The 16,366-nt window shown below is 71.1% G+C and carries 14 protein-coding genes; 6 read left to right on the plus strand and 8 right to left on the minus strand.

Going from position 1 to position 16,366, the window contains the following annotated elements; all coding sequences use genetic code 11:
* Window positions 1-284 precede the first annotated feature (284 nt).
* Window positions 285-1,583, plus strand: a complete 1,299-nt coding sequence (locus ACIBJE_RS22410; RefSeq protein WP_396751233.1) for a hypothetical protein — start codon at window positions 285-287, stop codon at window positions 1,581-1,583.
* A gap of 405 nt (window positions 1,584-1,988) precedes the next feature.
* Here the strand turns inward: ACIBJE_RS22410 and ACIBJE_RS22415 are convergent, their stop codons facing one another.
* A complete protein-coding gene (locus tag ACIBJE_RS22415; RefSeq protein ID WP_396751235.1) occupies window positions 1,989-2,966 on the minus strand; it encodes a helix-turn-helix transcriptional regulator in 978 nt (325 codons plus the stop codon).
* 53 nt (window positions 2,967-3,019) lie between these two features.
* Here ACIBJE_RS22415 and ACIBJE_RS22420 point away from each other — a divergent pair, with 53 nt between their 5' ends.
* Entirely contained in the window at window positions 3,020-3,703 is a 684-nt protein-coding gene (locus ACIBJE_RS22420) for an alpha/beta fold hydrolase (RefSeq protein WP_396751237.1), read from the plus strand.
* Window positions 3,704-3,869: 166 nt separating this feature from the next.
* Here ACIBJE_RS22420 and ACIBJE_RS22425 read toward each other — a convergent pair whose 3' ends face one another.
* Window positions 3,870-5,024, minus strand: a complete 1,155-nt coding sequence (locus ACIBJE_RS22425) for a serpin family protein (RefSeq protein ID WP_396751239.1) — start codon at window positions 5,022-5,024, stop codon at window positions 3,870-3,872.
* A 299-nt stretch (window positions 5,025-5,323) separates the two neighbouring features.
* Window positions 5,324-5,764 (minus strand): hypothetical protein, encoded by a 441-nt coding sequence (locus tag ACIBJE_RS22430; RefSeq protein ID WP_396751241.1) that lies wholly within the window; start codon window positions 5,762-5,764, stop codon window positions 5,324-5,326.
* A 168-nt stretch (window positions 5,765-5,932) separates the two neighbouring features.
* On the opposite strand from ACIBJE_RS22430, the gene ACIBJE_RS22435 reads away from it, so the two are divergent.
* A complete protein-coding gene (locus ACIBJE_RS22435; RefSeq protein ID WP_396751243.1) occupies window positions 5,933-6,526 on the plus strand; it encodes a hypothetical protein in 594 nt (197 codons plus the stop codon).
* Between the two features lie 280 nt (window positions 6,527-6,806).
* Here ACIBJE_RS22435 and ACIBJE_RS22440 read toward each other — a convergent pair whose 3' ends face one another.
* Window positions 6,807-8,516: a bifunctional metallophosphatase/5'-nucleotidase gene (locus tag ACIBJE_RS22440; RefSeq protein ID WP_396751245.1), complete on the minus strand. Its 1,710-nt coding sequence runs from the start codon at window positions 8,514-8,516 to the stop codon at window positions 6,807-6,809.
* Between the two features lie 368 nt (window positions 8,517-8,884).
* Here ACIBJE_RS22440 and ACIBJE_RS22445 point away from each other — a divergent pair, with 368 nt between their 5' ends.
* Complete coding sequence (locus tag ACIBJE_RS22445) at window positions 8,885-9,682, plus strand: alpha/beta fold hydrolase (RefSeq protein ID WP_396751247.1); 798 nt, start codon at window positions 8,885-8,887, stop codon at window positions 9,680-9,682.
* 178 nt (window positions 9,683-9,860) lie between these two features.
* On the opposite strand, the gene ACIBJE_RS22450 is transcribed toward ACIBJE_RS22445, so the two are convergent.
* Both ACIBJE_RS22450 and ACIBJE_RS22455 read right to left on the minus strand, forming a co-directional pair.
* Window positions 9,861-10,061 (minus strand): hypothetical protein, encoded by a 201-nt coding sequence (locus ACIBJE_RS22450; protein WP_396751249.1) that lies wholly within the window; start codon window positions 10,059-10,061, stop codon window positions 9,861-9,863.
* A 481-nt stretch (window positions 10,062-10,542) separates the two neighbouring features.
* Window positions 10,543-11,205, minus strand: coding sequence for a histone deacetylase (locus tag ACIBJE_RS22455; RefSeq protein ID WP_396751251.1), 663 nt, complete (start codon window positions 11,203-11,205; stop codon window positions 10,543-10,545).
* Window positions 11,206-11,365: 160 nt separating this feature from the next.
* Between ACIBJE_RS22455 and ACIBJE_RS22460 the strand changes: the two genes are divergently transcribed.
* Entirely contained in the window at window positions 11,366-12,787 is a 1,422-nt protein-coding gene (locus ACIBJE_RS22460; RefSeq protein WP_396751253.1) for a diguanylate cyclase, read from the plus strand.
* A 187-nt stretch (window positions 12,788-12,974) separates the two neighbouring features.
* Here the strand turns inward: ACIBJE_RS22460 and ACIBJE_RS22465 are convergent, their stop codons facing one another.
* On the minus strand, window positions 12,975-14,036 hold the full coding sequence (locus tag ACIBJE_RS22465) for an aspartate-semialdehyde dehydrogenase (protein ID WP_396751255.1): 1,062 nt from the start codon (window positions 14,034-14,036) through the stop codon (window positions 12,975-12,977).
* Between the two features lie 5 nt (window positions 14,037-14,041).
* On the minus strand, window positions 14,042-15,307 hold the full coding sequence (locus tag ACIBJE_RS22470; protein WP_396751257.1) for an aspartate kinase: 1,266 nt from the start codon (window positions 15,305-15,307) through the stop codon (window positions 14,042-14,044).
* Between the two features lie 230 nt (window positions 15,308-15,537).
* Between ACIBJE_RS22470 and ACIBJE_RS22475 the strand changes: the two genes are divergently transcribed.
* Complete coding sequence (locus tag ACIBJE_RS22475; protein WP_396751259.1) at window positions 15,538-16,356, plus strand: hypothetical protein; 819 nt, start codon at window positions 15,538-15,540, stop codon at window positions 16,354-16,356.
* Window positions 16,357-16,366: the final 10 nt, after the last annotated feature.

The raw sequence follows: 16,366 nt of genomic DNA on the forward strand, positions 1-16,366 counted from the left end.
CGACTCACCTTCACTGTGGCCTTGTCCAGATCTACCGGCGTTCAGCCTGGCGTGGATATGAGGACGGTCACCGGACGGCTTCCCGCTCCTCGCGCACAACGACGGTGTCTCCGTCGCACCCGAGCGGCGGCCTTGGCCGAGGCGATCGGCGGTAGACGGCGAGCCAGGCGGGCCAATCGAAGGCTTGACTGGCCACTCAGTCAGTGGTGATGATCACATCACCGGTGCTCGCCTGATGCGCCGACCTTTGCGTCCCACTCGCTTCTCTCGATGGGCGGCCCGGCATGGATACCTACGCCGAACAAATCTCCCGCTGGACTCTCGATCATCTACCGGCGCGCATAACCGAAGCGTTCAACAGCCTCGCCGCGTTCGAGCGGCTCGCCGCCGACATGAGCCATCGTCTTGCTGCGCTGCCAGCCCGCCCGGACCACGTGCCCGCGCCGACATGTCGGCGACTACTCGTCGATCTCGGCTTCTGGGGCAGCGCCCTGGTGCGACTCGCACTAGTCCACAGCCGTACCGACGCTGTGCTCGATAGCACGACGGCTGGCGACCTTTCTTTCCGCCACTATTACGCCCGACTCGCCGTCCAATCTGCGTCTGGGCACCCACCGTGGCAGTCATTCACGTCGATCATAATTTGGAACGTTCCTACGGTCGAGGTCCGCCTCGATGGTGACGTGCACAGCCGGTCCGAGGGCATATTCGACGGCCCACGGGTGCGTACGTGGACCGGCACTGCCAGCGAAGTGATGCTGTGGGAACTATTCAAAGTCGGCGCGGCGCTCGGCTCCGCCGCCAACAGATCGCTGGACCCGATCGTTTCTGGCACGGTGTCAGCGCTTTCGGAAGAGTCACTGTCGCGTCTGCTCGCTAGTCACGCGTTCCTACGGAGCTTTCGTCAGCGGATGGTGAACTTTGCCCGCGGGAAAGATCCGCGGGGAGAATTCTCCATCGACGTTTTTATCAACCAGATCCGACAGTTCGGTGCGCCGTGGCAATCCAAGGCGGAGGCTCCAAGCGGCCCACATGAAGTGGAGTCGCTGGCACGGGACGCCATATTCGGTATGCCACAAATCCGACACGATCAATGGCGACGCGATCGGTCCGGGTCGATGATGTCCGCTGAAGGAAAGCGCTTGGAACAGGCGGCCGACGCGCCGACACTCGCCGAGGTGATTCAGCAGAGCGTGGCCAGGACGCGACCATTCGACGACCTGACCGTGTCCGTCCTGGTCGCGGCGCACGACGTTTACGAAGAACGGCGGAAGCTGTCCGCAGCTCACTACGGGATAGCTCGCAAGATGCTGTACCGCCCGCAACGTGCGCAATCGTCGGACCGCGCTGGCATGCCCACACTCGCGGTCGACAACTCTCAGGGCATCACAGGAATGTCGGAACATGACGTCCAGAGGTTCGACCACGCGCGCCGCGTGAATCCGCTGGAGAGCGTCTTGGCCGCGCTGCCCTCCGACGAGATCAGCCAGGCCCGCAGCCTTATTCAGGAGTCGTTGTCCACCCACTCTGTATCCGTTACCTTGCGACACCCCGGCACCGCGACATCCTGCGCCCAGGCTTAGTCTGGGCGCTCGCTCCCGGGCGACCGCCTACACCTGGTCGTGGCCGACTGGCGTGCCACTCGATGATCCTCGCCGGTCGCCACATGTGCGTGCGCCCGACCGTCATGTCAGGCGCGGGCATCTGCTCTCGCTTCCGGTACGGTGGCGACCTGGACGCCGATGTACGCGGCCACGTCGGAGGTCGTCCACCACTCGGCTTGCGGGTCCGGCGTCGTCGTCACTCCCCCATTACCGTCCTGACGGTCCGGACAGCTGGCAGCCCAGCCCGCGCGGCTATCGCCGGCTTTCGCCCAGCCGCTTAGGCGCGTCCAGTACCTCCTCCGGAGAAGCGTCCTTGTCAGCGGTTCGCCATGAAGCGCACATACCGCTTCTCCGGCCGGGCCACGAGTTGGCCCGCGAACGACATCAGGCAATCACCGCGGGCGGTGACGGCGGAAGCGCTGCGCTGAAGCGGGCCGCGACGGTGGCCACGGCGGCGCGTAGTTCGGGGCCTTCTTCCACAGTGAAGTCGAAGGGGACAACGGCCAGCCACTCCTGGGCGTACATCGCGGGGTTCTGGGTGCTGCCGACCAGGACGCACCGGTCACCTTCCGGCTCGAGGTGGCCCATCGGTGGCCGGATCCACGGTGCCACCTTCTCCCACGACGCGTGGAACACCACGCGGGTGCGGTACTTCCAGCCTGCGCCGAGATTCTCCTCCAGTGCGGCGACCGGATCCAGGTCGTCGGGCGGTGTGAAGCCGTGCGGCATCTGCCGCACGGCCCGAACCCGGTCGATACGGTACGTGCGGATCGCGTCCGCGCGGTGCGAGTGGCACAGCAGGTACCAGCGCCCGTACCGCACCACGACTGCCCACGGGTCGACCTCGACGTCCCGCTCCTCGCCGCTCTTGCCTCGGTAGGTGACCAGGACGCGGCGCCGGTCGGCGACGGCGGCGACCAGGGCGCTCGTGATGGCGGGGTCAGGACGGGCCGAATGTCGGTCAGGGGTGGCCGAGGCGTACGCCCGCAGCGCCGCTGCCTGCCGTCCGACGCTGTCGGGGAGAGCCCGGATGACCTTGCTGAGTGCCGAGCCGATCAGGTCGTCGGCGTCGATCGCGGCCGGCTGCCCGTCAAGCACGGCCATGACCAGGCCGAGCGCTTGCTCCTGGGTGAAGACGACCGGCGGCAGCCGGGTGCGGCGGCCCAGCCGGTAGCCCCCGTGCGGCCCACGGGCCGACTCGACCGGGATGCCAGCCTCGCGAAGGATGCCGATGTAGCGCCGGACGGCCCGTTCCGTCACGCCCAGGAGCGAGGCGAGCTGGTCGGCAGTCGTGCCGGGACGTGCCTGCAGGATCTCGAGCGCGCGCAGGGCCCGGGCGGTAGGGCTCGGACCGGTTCGCACAGCGGAAAGCGTAACGGAAGCAGAACGTCCGGAATTGCCTCTAGGTTGATTCCATGACTGCAGAACAGATCGTGCTCCTGGGTGGCCTGTGGCTCGACGGGTCGACATGGACCAGCGTCGCGTGCGAGCTGGAAGAGAGGGGCCGTCATGCGGTGCCGGTGACCCTGCCGGGGCAGGGCGACGGAAACACGTCGGCGACGCTGGCCGACCAGCTGACCGCGGTGCTTGCCGCCGTGGATGCGGGTCCCGGCAGGTCGGTGGTGGTGGGGCACTCCGCAGCCTGCTCCCTGGCCTGGATGGCGGCCGACGCGCGGCCCGGGCGCGTGGCCAAGGTCGTGCTGATCGGCGGGTTCCCCTCAGACGACGGGCGGCCGTACGCCGACTTCTTCGAGATCAGCGGCGGTGTCATGCCGTTCCCGGGCTGGGCACCGTTCGACGGGGCGGACGCGGCCGACCTGGACGAGCCGGCCCGGCAGGCCTTCGCGGCGGCGGCGATCCCGGTTCCCGAGGGCGTGGCCAGGGGCGTCGTACGGCTGACGGACGAGCGGCGATTCGACGTCCCGGTCGTGGTGGTATGCCCGGAGTTCACGCCTACCGAGGCGCAGGAGTGGGTCGACGCGGGAGACGTACCGGAACTGGCCCTTGCCAAGCACGTCGACCTGGTCGACATCGACTCCGGGCATTGGCCGATGATCACGCGGCCCACAGAGCTGGCGCGGATCCTCGCCGGGATCTAGCGGGACAGGGAGACCACACGTGCGGCGTCGTGGTCTGCCGCCGCCGGCTCCACGACATGGCCCTGCCGGAACGCGGCACCGGATCGGCCCCGATTCGCTCGTCACGGGGGTTACGAGCCTTCCCAGCTCGCGGTGCGGATCAACCGGCGATATCGACTGATTCCGGTCAGGCCGGGCTGCTGACCAGCGGATCGTGGACCCGGCCGAGGAACAGGGGTACGCCGGTGAGCCGGTCGTGGATGACGTACAGGAATGGCCGGTCGACGAAGAACTGCGGCCCTTGCGGGATCGACGGCGGCCGGACGATGACGGCCGACGCGGCTGCGGCCTCGGTGCCCTTCTCGTCCACCGCGATGAACGTCTCGTGCACCACGTCGTCGATGCACAGGGCCGGTTCGGTGCTCATGGCGGTGAAGTCGGCCTGTGTGGTGAATGCCGTGGGCATGCCGAGGCCGCCCAGCACGGCACCCAGCTCGGCCGGCAGGCGGAACGTCCACCGGGGCAGGCGCAGTTGGACGTCGGTGATCCGGAACCCGGTCAGTAACGCACCCAGCCACGTCGCGTCGAGGTTCGCCTCGACCGCCGCAAGATCGTCCCGGGTCGGCATGACGATGGCCATGGCAAGCCCGTCGCCCGCGTACGGCACGTCGACCGCACGCCACCCGTCCCCCTCGAGGTAGCCCATCCTGTCGAACGGCCCGCGCATGACCGGGACGTCGACAACGGTGCCGTCATCCCGGGTGAACGGCCCCACCGCCGTGGCCGTCACGGTGAACGGGTACTTCCAGGCCGCCCTGAGGTAGGTCGTGTTGGTCAGCATCAGGCTGGTGTCGGGGCTCACGACGCCGGATTTCAGCAGCTCCGGGATCTTCGCGTTGGTCCGGTCGGACACCCAGGTGTTGATCTCCTGGCGGGTCGCCTCCGGCGCGCCGCGGAAGTCGACCGGGTGCGGCGCGGCGCCGTAGTAGCCGGCCAGGGTGTCCCGGAACCCGGGTCGCAGGCCCAGGTCGAGGTGTGTCCACAGGGCGTTGGCCGTGGTCAGTCGAGGCTGCCTGATTCCGTCACCGTCCCGGTACCGGCCGGCGAGCGTCTGGTCGACGGTGTTGAACCCGCTGTCGAGCGCGCCGGGTCGCGGAAGCGGCGCGTGGAGCACCGCGTCCATCTCGTCCGCCGTGGTCGAGCCGGCACCCGCCCTGGTCATCGCGAGCGCGAGCCCGACCGAGTACGGCGCGCACACCACATTGCCGCCTGCGCGGGCCGACGCCAGCGTGCGGTAGAGGTCGGCCGTGAAGCCGCGTACGGCGGTCGCGGCGGCCGGCATCGTGGCCGGGTCGGGGGGTACGCGTACCGTATCCGTCGACGTGGACGAAGCGCCGGGCCAACGGGGATGACCTGGGGCGGCGGTAAGGGCAGCGGCCGCGAGTGGCACCGCCCGCAGGACCGATCGACGCGAGACCATGTAGCGACGGTAGGGCAGTCCTACGGGAGCCACCAGGCACAGGTCCACAATTCATCGATATCTGACAATGCTTGTCCCTCGCGCGTGCAAGAAGCTCGCGATGAGGCATCCGCTCATGACGCCGATGGTGCGCGATGCTCGTCGATCGGATGCCCTTCGGTTCAGGCGCGCTCGAAGGTGAGGTCGAAATCCTTCCGCCAGGACTTGCCCCCGTCCTCGGAGGCCTCCCAACGGCCGAGGACCCGGTCCTTCTCGACGTCGGCGACGAAGCGCTGGTGGAAGTCCGGGTCCGCACGGGTCATCGTCCAGTGCTCGCCGTCGAAGGTCATCGCGAACTCGCGGCAGACGCCGCGGTCGTCCTGGTAGAGCACGACGAACCGATCGTTCGCATCGCTGCGCCCGAGGACGAGACTCATCTCGGAATGCGCGTGCCCGCCCCCGCCGAACTTCGACCGCGCGACCAGTAACGACTCCCCGAGCCACTCGATGGTGGTGGTGCCCGGCACCTCGGTGCCCGGCGGTTCGAGGAACCAGGCGTCCGAGATCGTCGTCGTCCATTCGCCGACAAGCCCACTGAGCTTCGCCATCGCGGTGTTGCGCATCGTTTCCTCCGATCGATCCGACGCTACTCGATGCGGCGGCGACCAGGGCCAGCGTACGGCTCGCGGGCGCGAGGGGCCTCGCGTGCCCGTCCCGGTGCCGGTGATTCCCGCTGTCCGCAGGCTGAAGACGAAAGAGCCCCTCGCCTACGGTCTGGCACGATCGGAGCCATGCACCCCTTTCAGCACTTTCTCCTCCCCGGATTCAACCAGGTGGCTGCGGACACCTGGGCCAACGACGAGCGGATCGTGGTCCAGCCGGTCTTCTTCAACCTGGTCCCCGACCTGCCCACCTCGCTGACGGATCTGACCGCGCTGCAAAAGGGAATGGCGAAGATGGCCGTCGCCCAGGGCGGCGCGCTGATCGAGGCCGACGTCGTGCCGGTCGGCGGCCAGCCGGCACTGCGCCAGATCATCAAGGTCAAGCTGCCCAACCAGCCCCACGGCCAGGCCTTCCTGGGCAGCTACATCGTGCCGAAGGCCACGTGCAGCGCGGTGTTGCGGGTGCAGGCCGCCGAGAGCGGGATGACCGGCCAGCGGGAGGCGCTGGTGATGGCCAAGGTCGGCCCCGCGAACTACTTCAGGCCCCACCCGTACGGGCCCGAGGGCGACGGCGGCCTGCCGTCGCACGTCGCCGACGATGCGGCGTACGACGCCCAGTTCCCGCAGCACCCACTGACCCGGGTCCGTCAGGTGATGGCCCAGCTCGCGCAGCAGGTCCAGGTGCACCCCGGCTTCGCCGCGCTACCGCCGTTCGCCCCCTGAGGCCGCAGCCGGCCGGTCAGCCCGGGAGGCCGTAACTCCGTTGCCCGCCGCCGCCACCGGAGAGCAGGATTCCGGGAAGGCCGCCGGGCTGCACCGACGTGACGGCGTACCGCTACACCTTCGACGACGACGCCGAGCCGACCGAGGTGGCGGAGGGCACCCCCTGACCTCGAACGACCGGCCGGGGCCGGTCGCTGTCGTGGCGCCGCTCCCCGTCCGGTCCGGTGACGGCGAACGGGCCCCGGAGCTGCTGCTCCGGGGCCCGTTACGGTGCCGACGGTCAGGCGACCTCGGCCGTGGTACGGATCCGGTCGAGGGCGGGCGCGGCGATCGGCGAGCTGGCCTTCAGGTACGCGATCAGCGCGTCCAGGTCGATCATGCCGGTGACCGCGTTGGTGCCCTGCGGCAGGACGCTGAACCCGTCACCGCCGCCGGCCAGGAAGCTGTTCACCGTGATGCGGTAGGTGGCGGCGGTGTCGACCGCCGTCCCGCCGATGGTGAGGCTGCCCCGGACGACCCGGGTGCCGGCGCACGGGTCGGCGGCCGGCGCGGTGGCGCCGTTCACGTCGACGACGTAGCGGACGGACGCCGACGGGTAGAGCGTGCGGCCGACGGTGAACTGCTGCTCCAGCATGCAGTAGAGCTGCGCGCCGGTCAGGTCGAGGGTGGTCAGGTTGTTGGCGAACGGCTGGACCGTGAACGCCTCCTCGTACGTCACCTGGCCGGCGTCGATGTCGGCCCGGACGCCGCCCGGGTTCATGAACGCGGCGACCGCGTTCTGCTCGTCGTCGGTGGCGGCGAACTGCGCGTCGGCGATCACGTTGCCCATGCTGGACTCGCCCAGGGTCGTCCCGTACAGGGTCTCCTGGGCACGCGTCAGCGGACCGCTGGTGGTGCCGACGACCTGGCCGGCGATCGGGCCGAGGACCTCCTTGTAGCGGGTGATCAGCGCGGTCTGCGCCCGGTCCTTGGCGACGTCCCGGGTGACCACGACGTTCTCCGCCTTCATGGTGAGCACGTCGCCGCTCCGCCGGTCGATCTTGAGATCGATGTCGGTGACGAGCCGGCCGAACGAGCTGGCGCTGGTGACCAGCTTGCCGTTGACCTCGCAGTTGTACGCCTGGTGGGTGTGGCCGCTGACGATGACGTCGATCGACCGGTCCATCCGGTTGGCGATGTCGACGACCGGGCCGCTGAAGCCGACGCAGTCGTTGATGCCGCCGGACCCGGCCTGGTTGCCGCCCTCGTGCAGCAGGACGACGATGGTCTGCACGCCCCGGCGACGCAGCTCGGCGGCGTACCGGTTGGCGGTCAGCGCCTCGTCGGCGAAGGTCAGGCCGGCGGTGCCCTCCCGGCTGACGATGTCCGGGGTGCCCTCCAGCGTCATGCCGATGAAGCCGATCTTGACACCGTCCACCTTGTGGATGGCGTACGGAGGCAGCAGCGGCTTGCCGGTCGAGGTCTTGAACGCGTTGGCCGACAGGTACTGGAAGCCGGCTCCCCGGTACGGGGTGCCGTCGGCACAGCCGTCGACCGGGTGGCAGCCGCCGTTCTGGATCCGCAGCAGTTCCGCGGGACCCTCGTCGAACTCGTGGTTGCCGACGCTGGCGTAGTCGAGCCCGGCCAGCGACAGCGCCTCGATGGTCGGCTCGTCGTGGAACGCGGCGGAGAGCAGCGGCGACGCGCCGATCAGGTCACCGGCGGCGACGGTGATGGTGTTCTTGTGCTTCCTGCTCTCCTGGCGGAGCTGCTCGAGGTAGGTCGCCAGGTATTCGGCACCGCCCGCAGTCTGCCCGGCGATGGTGCCGCTGGAGCCGCTCGGCGGCTCCAGGTTGCCGTGGAAGTCGTTGAGGGCGAGCAGCTTGACGTCGACCGGTTTCGGGCCGACCGGGTGGGCCTGGGTGGGGGTCGCGGCGACCGCGCTCAGCGCTGCCGCGGTGAGCGCGGCCAGACCGAGCGCGGTCCGGCGGCGCATCCCGGAGACGGACATGGAACTCCTCGTGAGGGTCGGTGCGTGGGGCCGGTCGCGGTACCGTCCGGCTGCCCTGATCCGTACCGTTGCATTGATCGCTCGCAGGGTGCGGCGCTGGGCCACGGCCCTGCCGGGACAGCCTCTCATCCGCGCCGCGATCGGTCGACCGGTCGAGTACGACGGAGCTCCGGATACGTTCGGCCACCTCAGCCGGTCGGAAGGACGGTTCCGGCATGACGGCCGGGTGAACGGGCGTCTCTCCTCCGCCGGGCCGGGCTGCCGCGCGTCGTACAGCCTCTTCGCCCCCCGTGGGGATCACATCGCCGGATCGGTGAACGGCGGGTCGGGACCGGACGGCTGTCGTACCGTCGCGGTAGGAATGGCGGGTGACCCGGACAGACCCGCCGGTGCGGACGGTGCGTTCCGCCGACGGCACCACGATCGCCTACGAGACCTCCGGCGAGGGGCCACCGATCATCCTGGTCGGTGGTGCCTTCAACGACCGGACGACCGCGCGACCGCTGGCCGCCGCCCTGGCCCCGCACTTCACCGCGTACGCCTACGACCGCCGGGGGCGCGGCGACAGCGGCGACACCGCGCCGTACTCGGCCGACCGGGAGATCGACGACCTCGCGGCGCTGATCGGGGCGGCCGGCGGCTCGGCGTACGTCTACGGGCTCTCCTCGGGGGCGGTCCTCGCCGCCCGGGCCGCCGCCCGGGGACTGGCGGTCACCGGTCTGGCCCTCTTCGAGCCACCGTTCGCGGTGGACGGGTACGCCGGCTCCCGGCCGGCCATCGTCGCCGCGCTGGCCGAGCTGATCGCGGCGGACCGCCGCACGGAGGCCGTGGAACTCTTCATGACCTCGGCGGTGGGACTGCCCGGCGAGGCGGTGGCCGGCATGCGGCACGACCCGAGCTGGCCGTTCCTGGAGCGGATGGCGCACACCCTGGTGTACGACACCACCATCACCGGCGACGGCGCCCTTCCCCGCGACGAGCTGGCCTTGATCACGGCACCCACCCTGGTGGTCGACAGCACGGGGAGTCCGGACTTGCTGCGGCAGGCGACCCGGCGCACCGCCGAGGCGGTTCCCGGGGCCAGGCGGCTCAGCATGGCGGGCGGGTACCACGAGGTGCCCCCGGCCGACCTCGCCGTCGAGCTGCGCCGGTTCCTCCTCGGATGATCGACGGAACGGAGGCGACCCGACGGGCGGAGCGGGCCGCCGCGAGGTGCGACCACCCGGAGGCGACCCGACGGTCCGGCCGCACAGCCGGCAGTCCGGCCGTACGACGATGTGGTCCTGGTGAGGGCCGCCGCGCCGGCCTCCCGTCAGAGCCGGCGCGGCGGTGGCTTCTGCTCGGTCAGCGGCAGGCGTAGCTGCCACCCGGGCCGTGGTACGGCCGGGCCGGGTTCTCGATGACGGGATCGCCGCCATCGTCGAACGAGCCGAAGCGGCCGGCGTCCCGCTGGTCGCGGGCTGCCAGGTCGCGCAGCGCCCAACGCCCCGCGGAAGGCATGCGCCTGTTGATGGGAAGGTTCTCGTCGTTCAGGCTGCTGTTCACGATTCCCCCACATTCCGAAAGCCAGCGACGGTCCTGCCGGCACGGGATCCCACGTTTCCGTGAGAATGCCTGAGGCTATCGATGGTGATACCAGTCGTGGACGTCAAGAAAGCTGCGAGGGCAACTAACAACTGGGCGGTTGATCAACCACGACCGAACGGCCGACATGACTCAGGCGATCGGCGCATACCTATGCACTGAGGGTGATCGCGCAGGTCGGCACGGGTGAACACCCGCTAGATCGTCCACGGGTGGCCGGGAGAGAGCCGGCCGGCGGCAGATGTGACCACGCCGACATGCCGACAGCGGGATTCGGTAGGTGATTACCGGGAAAATGCGCAGGTAGGCGTACGCTGGCCGTTGTTCCACCCGGAACAACGGCCACCACCGGTGCCGATGCGTCGCGCCGTTACCGCCCGCCGACTGCGCGGCGGGCCGCCACCGCCCGGAGGGTGTCGACTGTGGACACGCGGCGTTGACGCTACACCGCGCCGACCGAACCGGTCCACGTTCCCGCCGTCGCGTGCCGGACCGTCTCCGTCAGGTCGGCCGGATCCCACCGATCGACCACGCCGGGACGCGTCGCGAGGTAGTCGACGATCCGGTCGGCGGCCCAGCCGTGCGACTCGGCGAGCCCGGCGGCGAGCAGGCCGAGGTAGGCCGCGGCGGGCGGGTTCCACGGGACGTCGCCGGCCCGCCAGGGCGCGGTGAACGTCAGCAGCGGGTACCCCTCCCGATGGCCGACGCAGACCAGGGTCTCGTACCGGCCCGGCCCGACCGCCACCGAGCCCCGCTTGACGGCGGCAGCGAGCGCCGCCAGATCCGCGCCCGGCGGGCGGTACATCTCCTGGGCGGCGACATCGGCGAACTGCCCGGCGGTGAGCAGGTACGCCCGGGCCGCGACCATGCCCGGCAGCGCCGGGTCGTAGAAGGCCATCCCGCCGGTCCAGGCCCGCGACTCGCCGGTGAAGTAGACCCCGCCCGGAAGGAACACCGGGACGCTGCGGCGAGGCGGCCGGCGGTCCCGGCAGCCCGGGTACGTCCGCAGCCCACCGGGTGGTCGTCCACCGCCGACGTAGCAGCCGAGCCGGGCGGCGTGCAGGTTCGAGCCGTAGGCGACGTACCACACCAGGTCCGACGACATCGGCACCTCCCCGGGTCGGCCCCAGGGTATCCACAGCCCGCGTCCACAGCCTGTGGATAGAACGTGTGTACGAGCACCGGGGCGGCCGGCATGACCTGGGTACCCTTGGTCGTGCGGCCTGGTGGCCGCTCACCCACCCCCGACCTGGAACGACGCCCACGTGGACCTGGATCGAGTCATCCGTGACGTCACGGTGCGCCTTCCGATGGCGTCCACCGCGGTCGAGGCGTGCCAGTGGACCGTCGACACCCTCTCCCGGTACGCCCCGGCGACCATCTCCCTCCTGCTCCAGGTCCACGACCGGCTGCGCTGCGTCGCGGCGACCGGCTCCTGGCAGGTCTACGCCACCGTGCCGCCGAAGGCGGGGATCGTCGGCCGGGTCTACGCCTCGGGCACCGGGGTCACCGTGGCGCGGGTCGCCGACGACCCGGACTACCTCCCCGTCCGGCCGGACGTGACCGCCGAGATCTGCGTACCGGTGGTCGACCCGGCGGGCCGGCCGCTCGGCGTGCTGGACCTCCAGTGGTGCGAGCCGGTGGAGCTGGGCCCGTGGCGGGAGACCGCCGAACGGATCGCCACCCGACTCGGCGCGCGGATCGTGGCACTGGGCGGCCCGCCGCCCGAGACCCGCGGCGAGAAGATGCTCCGGCACGCCGCCGCGCTGACCGCCGCACCGACCGAGTGGGACCTGATGACCACGGCGATCTGCGCGGCCCGGGACGTCTCCACGCTCTCTGCGGCCGTACTGGTCCTGCCCGGCCCGGACGGCCCCCGGCTCGGGGCCCCGCCCCGAACACCCGGCGACCTGGAGGGCCGGGTGCGGGCCGAGCTGGTCGAGGCGGGTCCGGGCCCGCTGGGGCGGATGATGAGCCGGACGCACCGGTACGGTGCCGGCTACACCCTGGGCGAGGCGGGGCACCCACCGATCGAGGACCACCAGCCGCTGACCCGGGCCGGCGTCCGCACGCTGATCACCGTGCCGTTCGGGCCGCCCGACGCCGGTGGCGTCCTGCTCGTGGCCGACGAGCGACTGCTCCGGCCGGACCCGACCACGGTCAACCTGATCGAGTTGCTGGCCGGCCAGGCGTGGACCTCCCTGGACCGGCTACGCACCCTGGCCCGGCTGCGCGAGCGGGCCAGCTCCGACCCGCTCACCGGACTGCGGCACACCGGGCCGTTCGGCGAGCGGATCGCCACCGTCACGCCGGGGCGTACCGCTCTGCTGGCGATCGACGTGGACGGCTTCAAGAGCGTCAACGACACGTACGGCCACCAGGCGGGCGACCGGCTGCTGGTCGGGCTGGCTCGGGCGCTGGAGGCGGCACTGCGCCAGGGGGACGAGCTGTACCGGGTCGGCGGGGACGAGTTCATGGCGGTGCTCGAGGTGAGCCGCCCGGACGAGGCGGTCCGGATCGCCGAGCGGCTCACGCAGGCGGCCCGGGGCACCGGCCAGACGATCAGCGTCGGGGTGGCCCTCCCCCGGCCCGGCGAGTCCCCCGAGTCGACGCTGCGCCGCGCCGACCAGGCCCTCTACGCGGTCAAGCGCCGGGGACGCGACGGCGTACAGCTCGCCGCCGCCTGACCTTCCACCGGAGTGCCCGGGAAGGTGCGCGTGCAGGTGTGGTTGCTGGTGTGGTTGCTGGTGTGGTTGCAGGGGACCCCTGCTCATCAAGAAGCGGTAACAGGGGTCCCCTGCTACCACCTGACAGGCTCCCTGCTACCGGCCGGCCGGGTGCTCGCTACCGGCTGGCGAAGCCGGTGGCCGCCGCTCAGCGGGTGCGGAACTCGGCGGCGAGCAGTTCGGCGACCTGCGCGGTGTTCAGGGCGGCCCCCTTGCGGAGGTTGTCGCCGGTGACGAAGAGGTCCAGGGCGCGCGGGTCGTCGAGGGCGCGACGGATCCGGCCGACCCAGGACGGGTCGGTGCCGACCGCGTCGATCGGCATCGGGAACTCGCCCGAGGCCGGGTCGTCGACCAGGATCACCCCGGGCGCGTTGCGCAGCGCCTCGCGGGCACCCTCGGCGTCCACCTCGGCGGCGAAGACGGCGTGTACGGCCACCGAGTGCCCGGTCACCACCGGCACCCGTACGCAGGTGGCGGAGACCTTGAGATCGGGAAGTCCGAGGATCTTGCGCGACTCGTTGCGCATCTTCATCTCCTCGGAGGACCAGCCGCCGTCGGCGAGCGAGCCGGCCCAGGGGACCACGTTCAGCGCCAGCGGCGCGGGGAACGGGCCCAGCTCGTCTCCCACGGCCTGCCGGACGTTGCCCGGGCGGGAGCCGAGGGCGCGGTCCCCGGCGATCTTGCCGAGCTGGGTGTGCAGGGTGTCCACCCCGGCCTGCCCCGCTCCGGACACCGCCTGGTACGAGGAGAGCACCAGCTCGCGCAGGCCGTACTCGCGGTGCAGCGGCGCGACGGCGACGATCATCGCGAGGGTGGTGCAGTTCGCGTTGGCGATGATCCCCTTGGGCCGGTTGCGCACCTGCTCCGCGTTGATCTCGGGAACCACCAGCGGAACGTCGCGGTCCATCCGGAACGCCCCGGAGTTGTCGACGGCGACCGCGCCATGGCTGACCGCGATCGGCGCCCACTCGGCGGAGACCTCGTCGGGCACGTCGAACATGGCCACGTCCACGCCGTCGAACGCCTCCGCCGTCAGCGCCTGGACAACCAGTTCCTCGCCCCGGCAGCGCACCCGCCGTCCGGCCGAGCGCGGCGAGGCGATCAGCCGGATCTCGCCCCAGACGTTCTTCCGGGCGGAGAGCAGCTCACACATCACGGTGCCCACCGCACCGGTCGCCCCGACCACGGCGAGGGTGGGCAGCGGCGCCATCGGCGTTACCGCCCGGTTCCCGCGTAGACCACGGCTTCTTCGTCACCACCGAGTTCGAACGTGTCGTGGATGGCCCGCACGGCCACGTCGAGGTCGGTGTCCCGGCAGACCACGGAGACCCGGATCTCCGAGGTGGAGATCATCTCGATGTTGACCCCGGCCGCGCCGAGCGCGGCGAAGAACCCGGCGGCCACGCCGGGGTGGGAGCGCATGCCGGCGCCGATCAGCGACACCTTGCCCACGTGGTCGTCGTAGAGCAGGCCCTTGAACTTGACCGACTCCTGGATCTTGTTGAGCGCGGCCATCGCGGTCGGGCCGTCCGTCTTGGGCAGGGTGAACGAGATGTCCGTCCGCCCGGTGCCCTCGGTGGAGACGTTCTGCACGATCATGTCGATGTTGATCTCGGCGCCGGCCACGGTGTCGAAGATCCGGCCGGCCGCTCCCGGCTCGTCCGGCACCCCGACGATGGTGATCTTCGCCTCGCTCCGGTCGTGGGCGACCCCGGTGATCAGTGCTTGCTCCACAGAGAGGTCCTCCATCGATCCGGTGACCATGGTGCCGGTGTTGGTCGAGTATGACGAACGGACGTGGATCGGCAACCCCGCGCGACGGGCGTACTCCACGCTGCGCAGGTGGAGCACCTTCGCCCCACAGGCGGCCAGTTCCAGCATCTCCTCGTAGGTGATCTGCTTGATGTGCCGGGCGTTGGGCACGATCCGCGGGTCGGCGGTGAAGACCCCGTCGACGTCGGTGTAGATCTCGCAGACGTCGGCGTCGAGCGCCGCGGCGAGCGCCACGGCGGTGGTGTCCGAGCCGCCCCGGCCCAGCGTGGTGACGTCCTTGGTGTCCTGGGAGACGCCCTGGAAACCGGCCACGATCACCACCGCGCCCTCGTCGAGCGCGCCCTTGAGCCGGCCCGGGGTGACGTCGATGATCCGCGCCCTGCCGTGCACCGAGGTGGTGATCACGCCGGCCTGCGAACCGGTGAACGAGCGGGCTTCGTACCCGAGGTTGTGGATGGCCATGGCGAGCAGCGCCATGGAGATCCGCTCCCCGGCGGTGAGCAGCATGTCCAGCTCCCGCCCCGGCGGCAGCGGGCTGACCTGGTTGGCCAGGTCGAGCAGTTCGTCGGTGGTGTCCCCCATAGCGGAGACCACGACGACCACGTCGTCGCCGGCCTTACGGGCGGCGACGATCCGTTCGGCCACCCGCTTGATCCGCTCCGCGTTGGCGACGGAGGATCCGCCGTACTTCTGCACCACGAGTGCCACGACGGCGCACTCCCTCCCAGCAGCCCTGAGCGTGCCGACGCCGCCGGGTGAGTGGCCGGCGGCGCGGGTCAGACCCTCCCAGGGTATCGGGCGACCCTGTCCGGCAGGTCAGGTGATCCCACCATCCGGCCGGAAGCGGTCCGCGCCACATCGGCCGCCGGTGCGACACGCCGCCCCCGTCACGGCCTTCCGGGCTCCCGTAGGACGGTGCCGGACCGGAGAATGGGCGGGTGCCTACCGGTGTCCACCTCCACGCCGCGCGCCGCCGACCGACCGTCCTGCTCGCGCTCGCCGTCCATCTCCTGCTCGCCGGCGTCTCCCTGGCCGGCTGCGCCTCCGAGGAGTCCCCGACCGAACCGCCCGAGCCCGCCGGCGGCAGCCCGACACCTGCCCGCGCCGACGGCGCACGCGACGACCTGGCCGCCCTCGCGGCAGCCGCCCAGGACCGTCACCTGACCGCCCAGTACACCCTCACCACCGACGACGGGTCCACCCGGACGATCACCATGACCAACGCCAACGACGGCAGCTGGCGGGTGGACGTCCCGGGCTGGGCGCTCGGCGGGACGGTGGACGTGTCGCTGGTCAGCACCGCCGAGGGGCTCTTCCAGTGCACGCTGCCCTCGGCTGCCCGTCCCGAGCCGTCCGGCTGCGTCCGCCTCGGCGACCCGGACGACACGATCCCCCGCCGGCTGGACCCCCGGGTGCAGCACCCGTTCACCGACTGGCTGGACGTCCTCACCGACCGCCAGGCCCCGCTCGCGGTGTCGGTCAGCCGGCCGCTGCCCGATTCCACCGGCACCTGCTACTCGGTCGAGTCCACCTCGGCGTCCCTCAACCCCCCGCTCGACGTGGGGATCTACTGCTACGACGCGGACGGCACGCCGACCGCCGTCCGGACGGCCTTCGGCACGCTCCGGCTGGCCGGCCCGCCCGTTGCCGCCCCGGCGACGGTGCAGCTGACCGGGCCGGTGACCGAGGGCGAACCGGTCGACGTCGCCACCCCCACCCCGGGAGAGTCGAGCGCGGATCCCACCCCCACCCCCTGAACCACCGTCA

The organism is Micromonospora sp. NPDC050187, assembly GCF_044459745.1.
In the GTDB taxonomy this organism is placed as follows: Bacteria; Actinomycetota; Actinomycetes; order Mycobacteriales; family Micromonosporaceae; genus Micromonospora.

Excerpts from the sequence above, each read along its gene's own strand:
- ACIBJE_RS22410 (WP_396751233.1), top strand. The coding sequence starts at position 285 with ATGGATACCTACGCCGAACAAATCTCCCGCTGGACTCTCGATCATCTA.
- ACIBJE_RS22435 (WP_396751243.1), top strand. The coding sequence starts at position 5,933 with ATGCACCCCTTTCAGCACTTTCTCCTCCCCGGATTCAACCAGGTGGCT.
- ACIBJE_RS22455 (WP_396751251.1), bottom strand. The coding sequence starts at position 11,205 with ATGTCGTCGGACCTGGTGTGGTACGTCGCCTACGGCTCGAACCTGCAC.
- ACIBJE_RS22425 (WP_396751239.1), bottom strand. The coding sequence starts at position 5,024 with ATGCCGGCCGCCGCGACCGCCGTACGCGGCTTCACGGCCGACCTCTAC.
- ACIBJE_RS22465 (WP_396751255.1), bottom strand. The coding sequence starts at position 14,036 with ATGGCGCCGCTGCCCACCCTCGCCGTGGTCGGGGCGACCGGTGCGGTG.
- ACIBJE_RS22440 (WP_396751245.1), bottom strand. The coding sequence starts at position 8,516 with ATGTCCGTCTCCGGGATGCGCCGCCGGACCGCGCTCGGTCTGGCCGCG.
- ACIBJE_RS22430 (WP_396751241.1), bottom strand. The coding sequence starts at position 5,764 with ATGCGCAACACCGCGATGGCGAAGCTCAGTGGGCTTGTCGGCGAATGG.
- ACIBJE_RS22420 (WP_396751237.1), top strand. The coding sequence starts at position 3,020 with ATGACTGCAGAACAGATCGTGCTCCTGGGTGGCCTGTGGCTCGACGGG.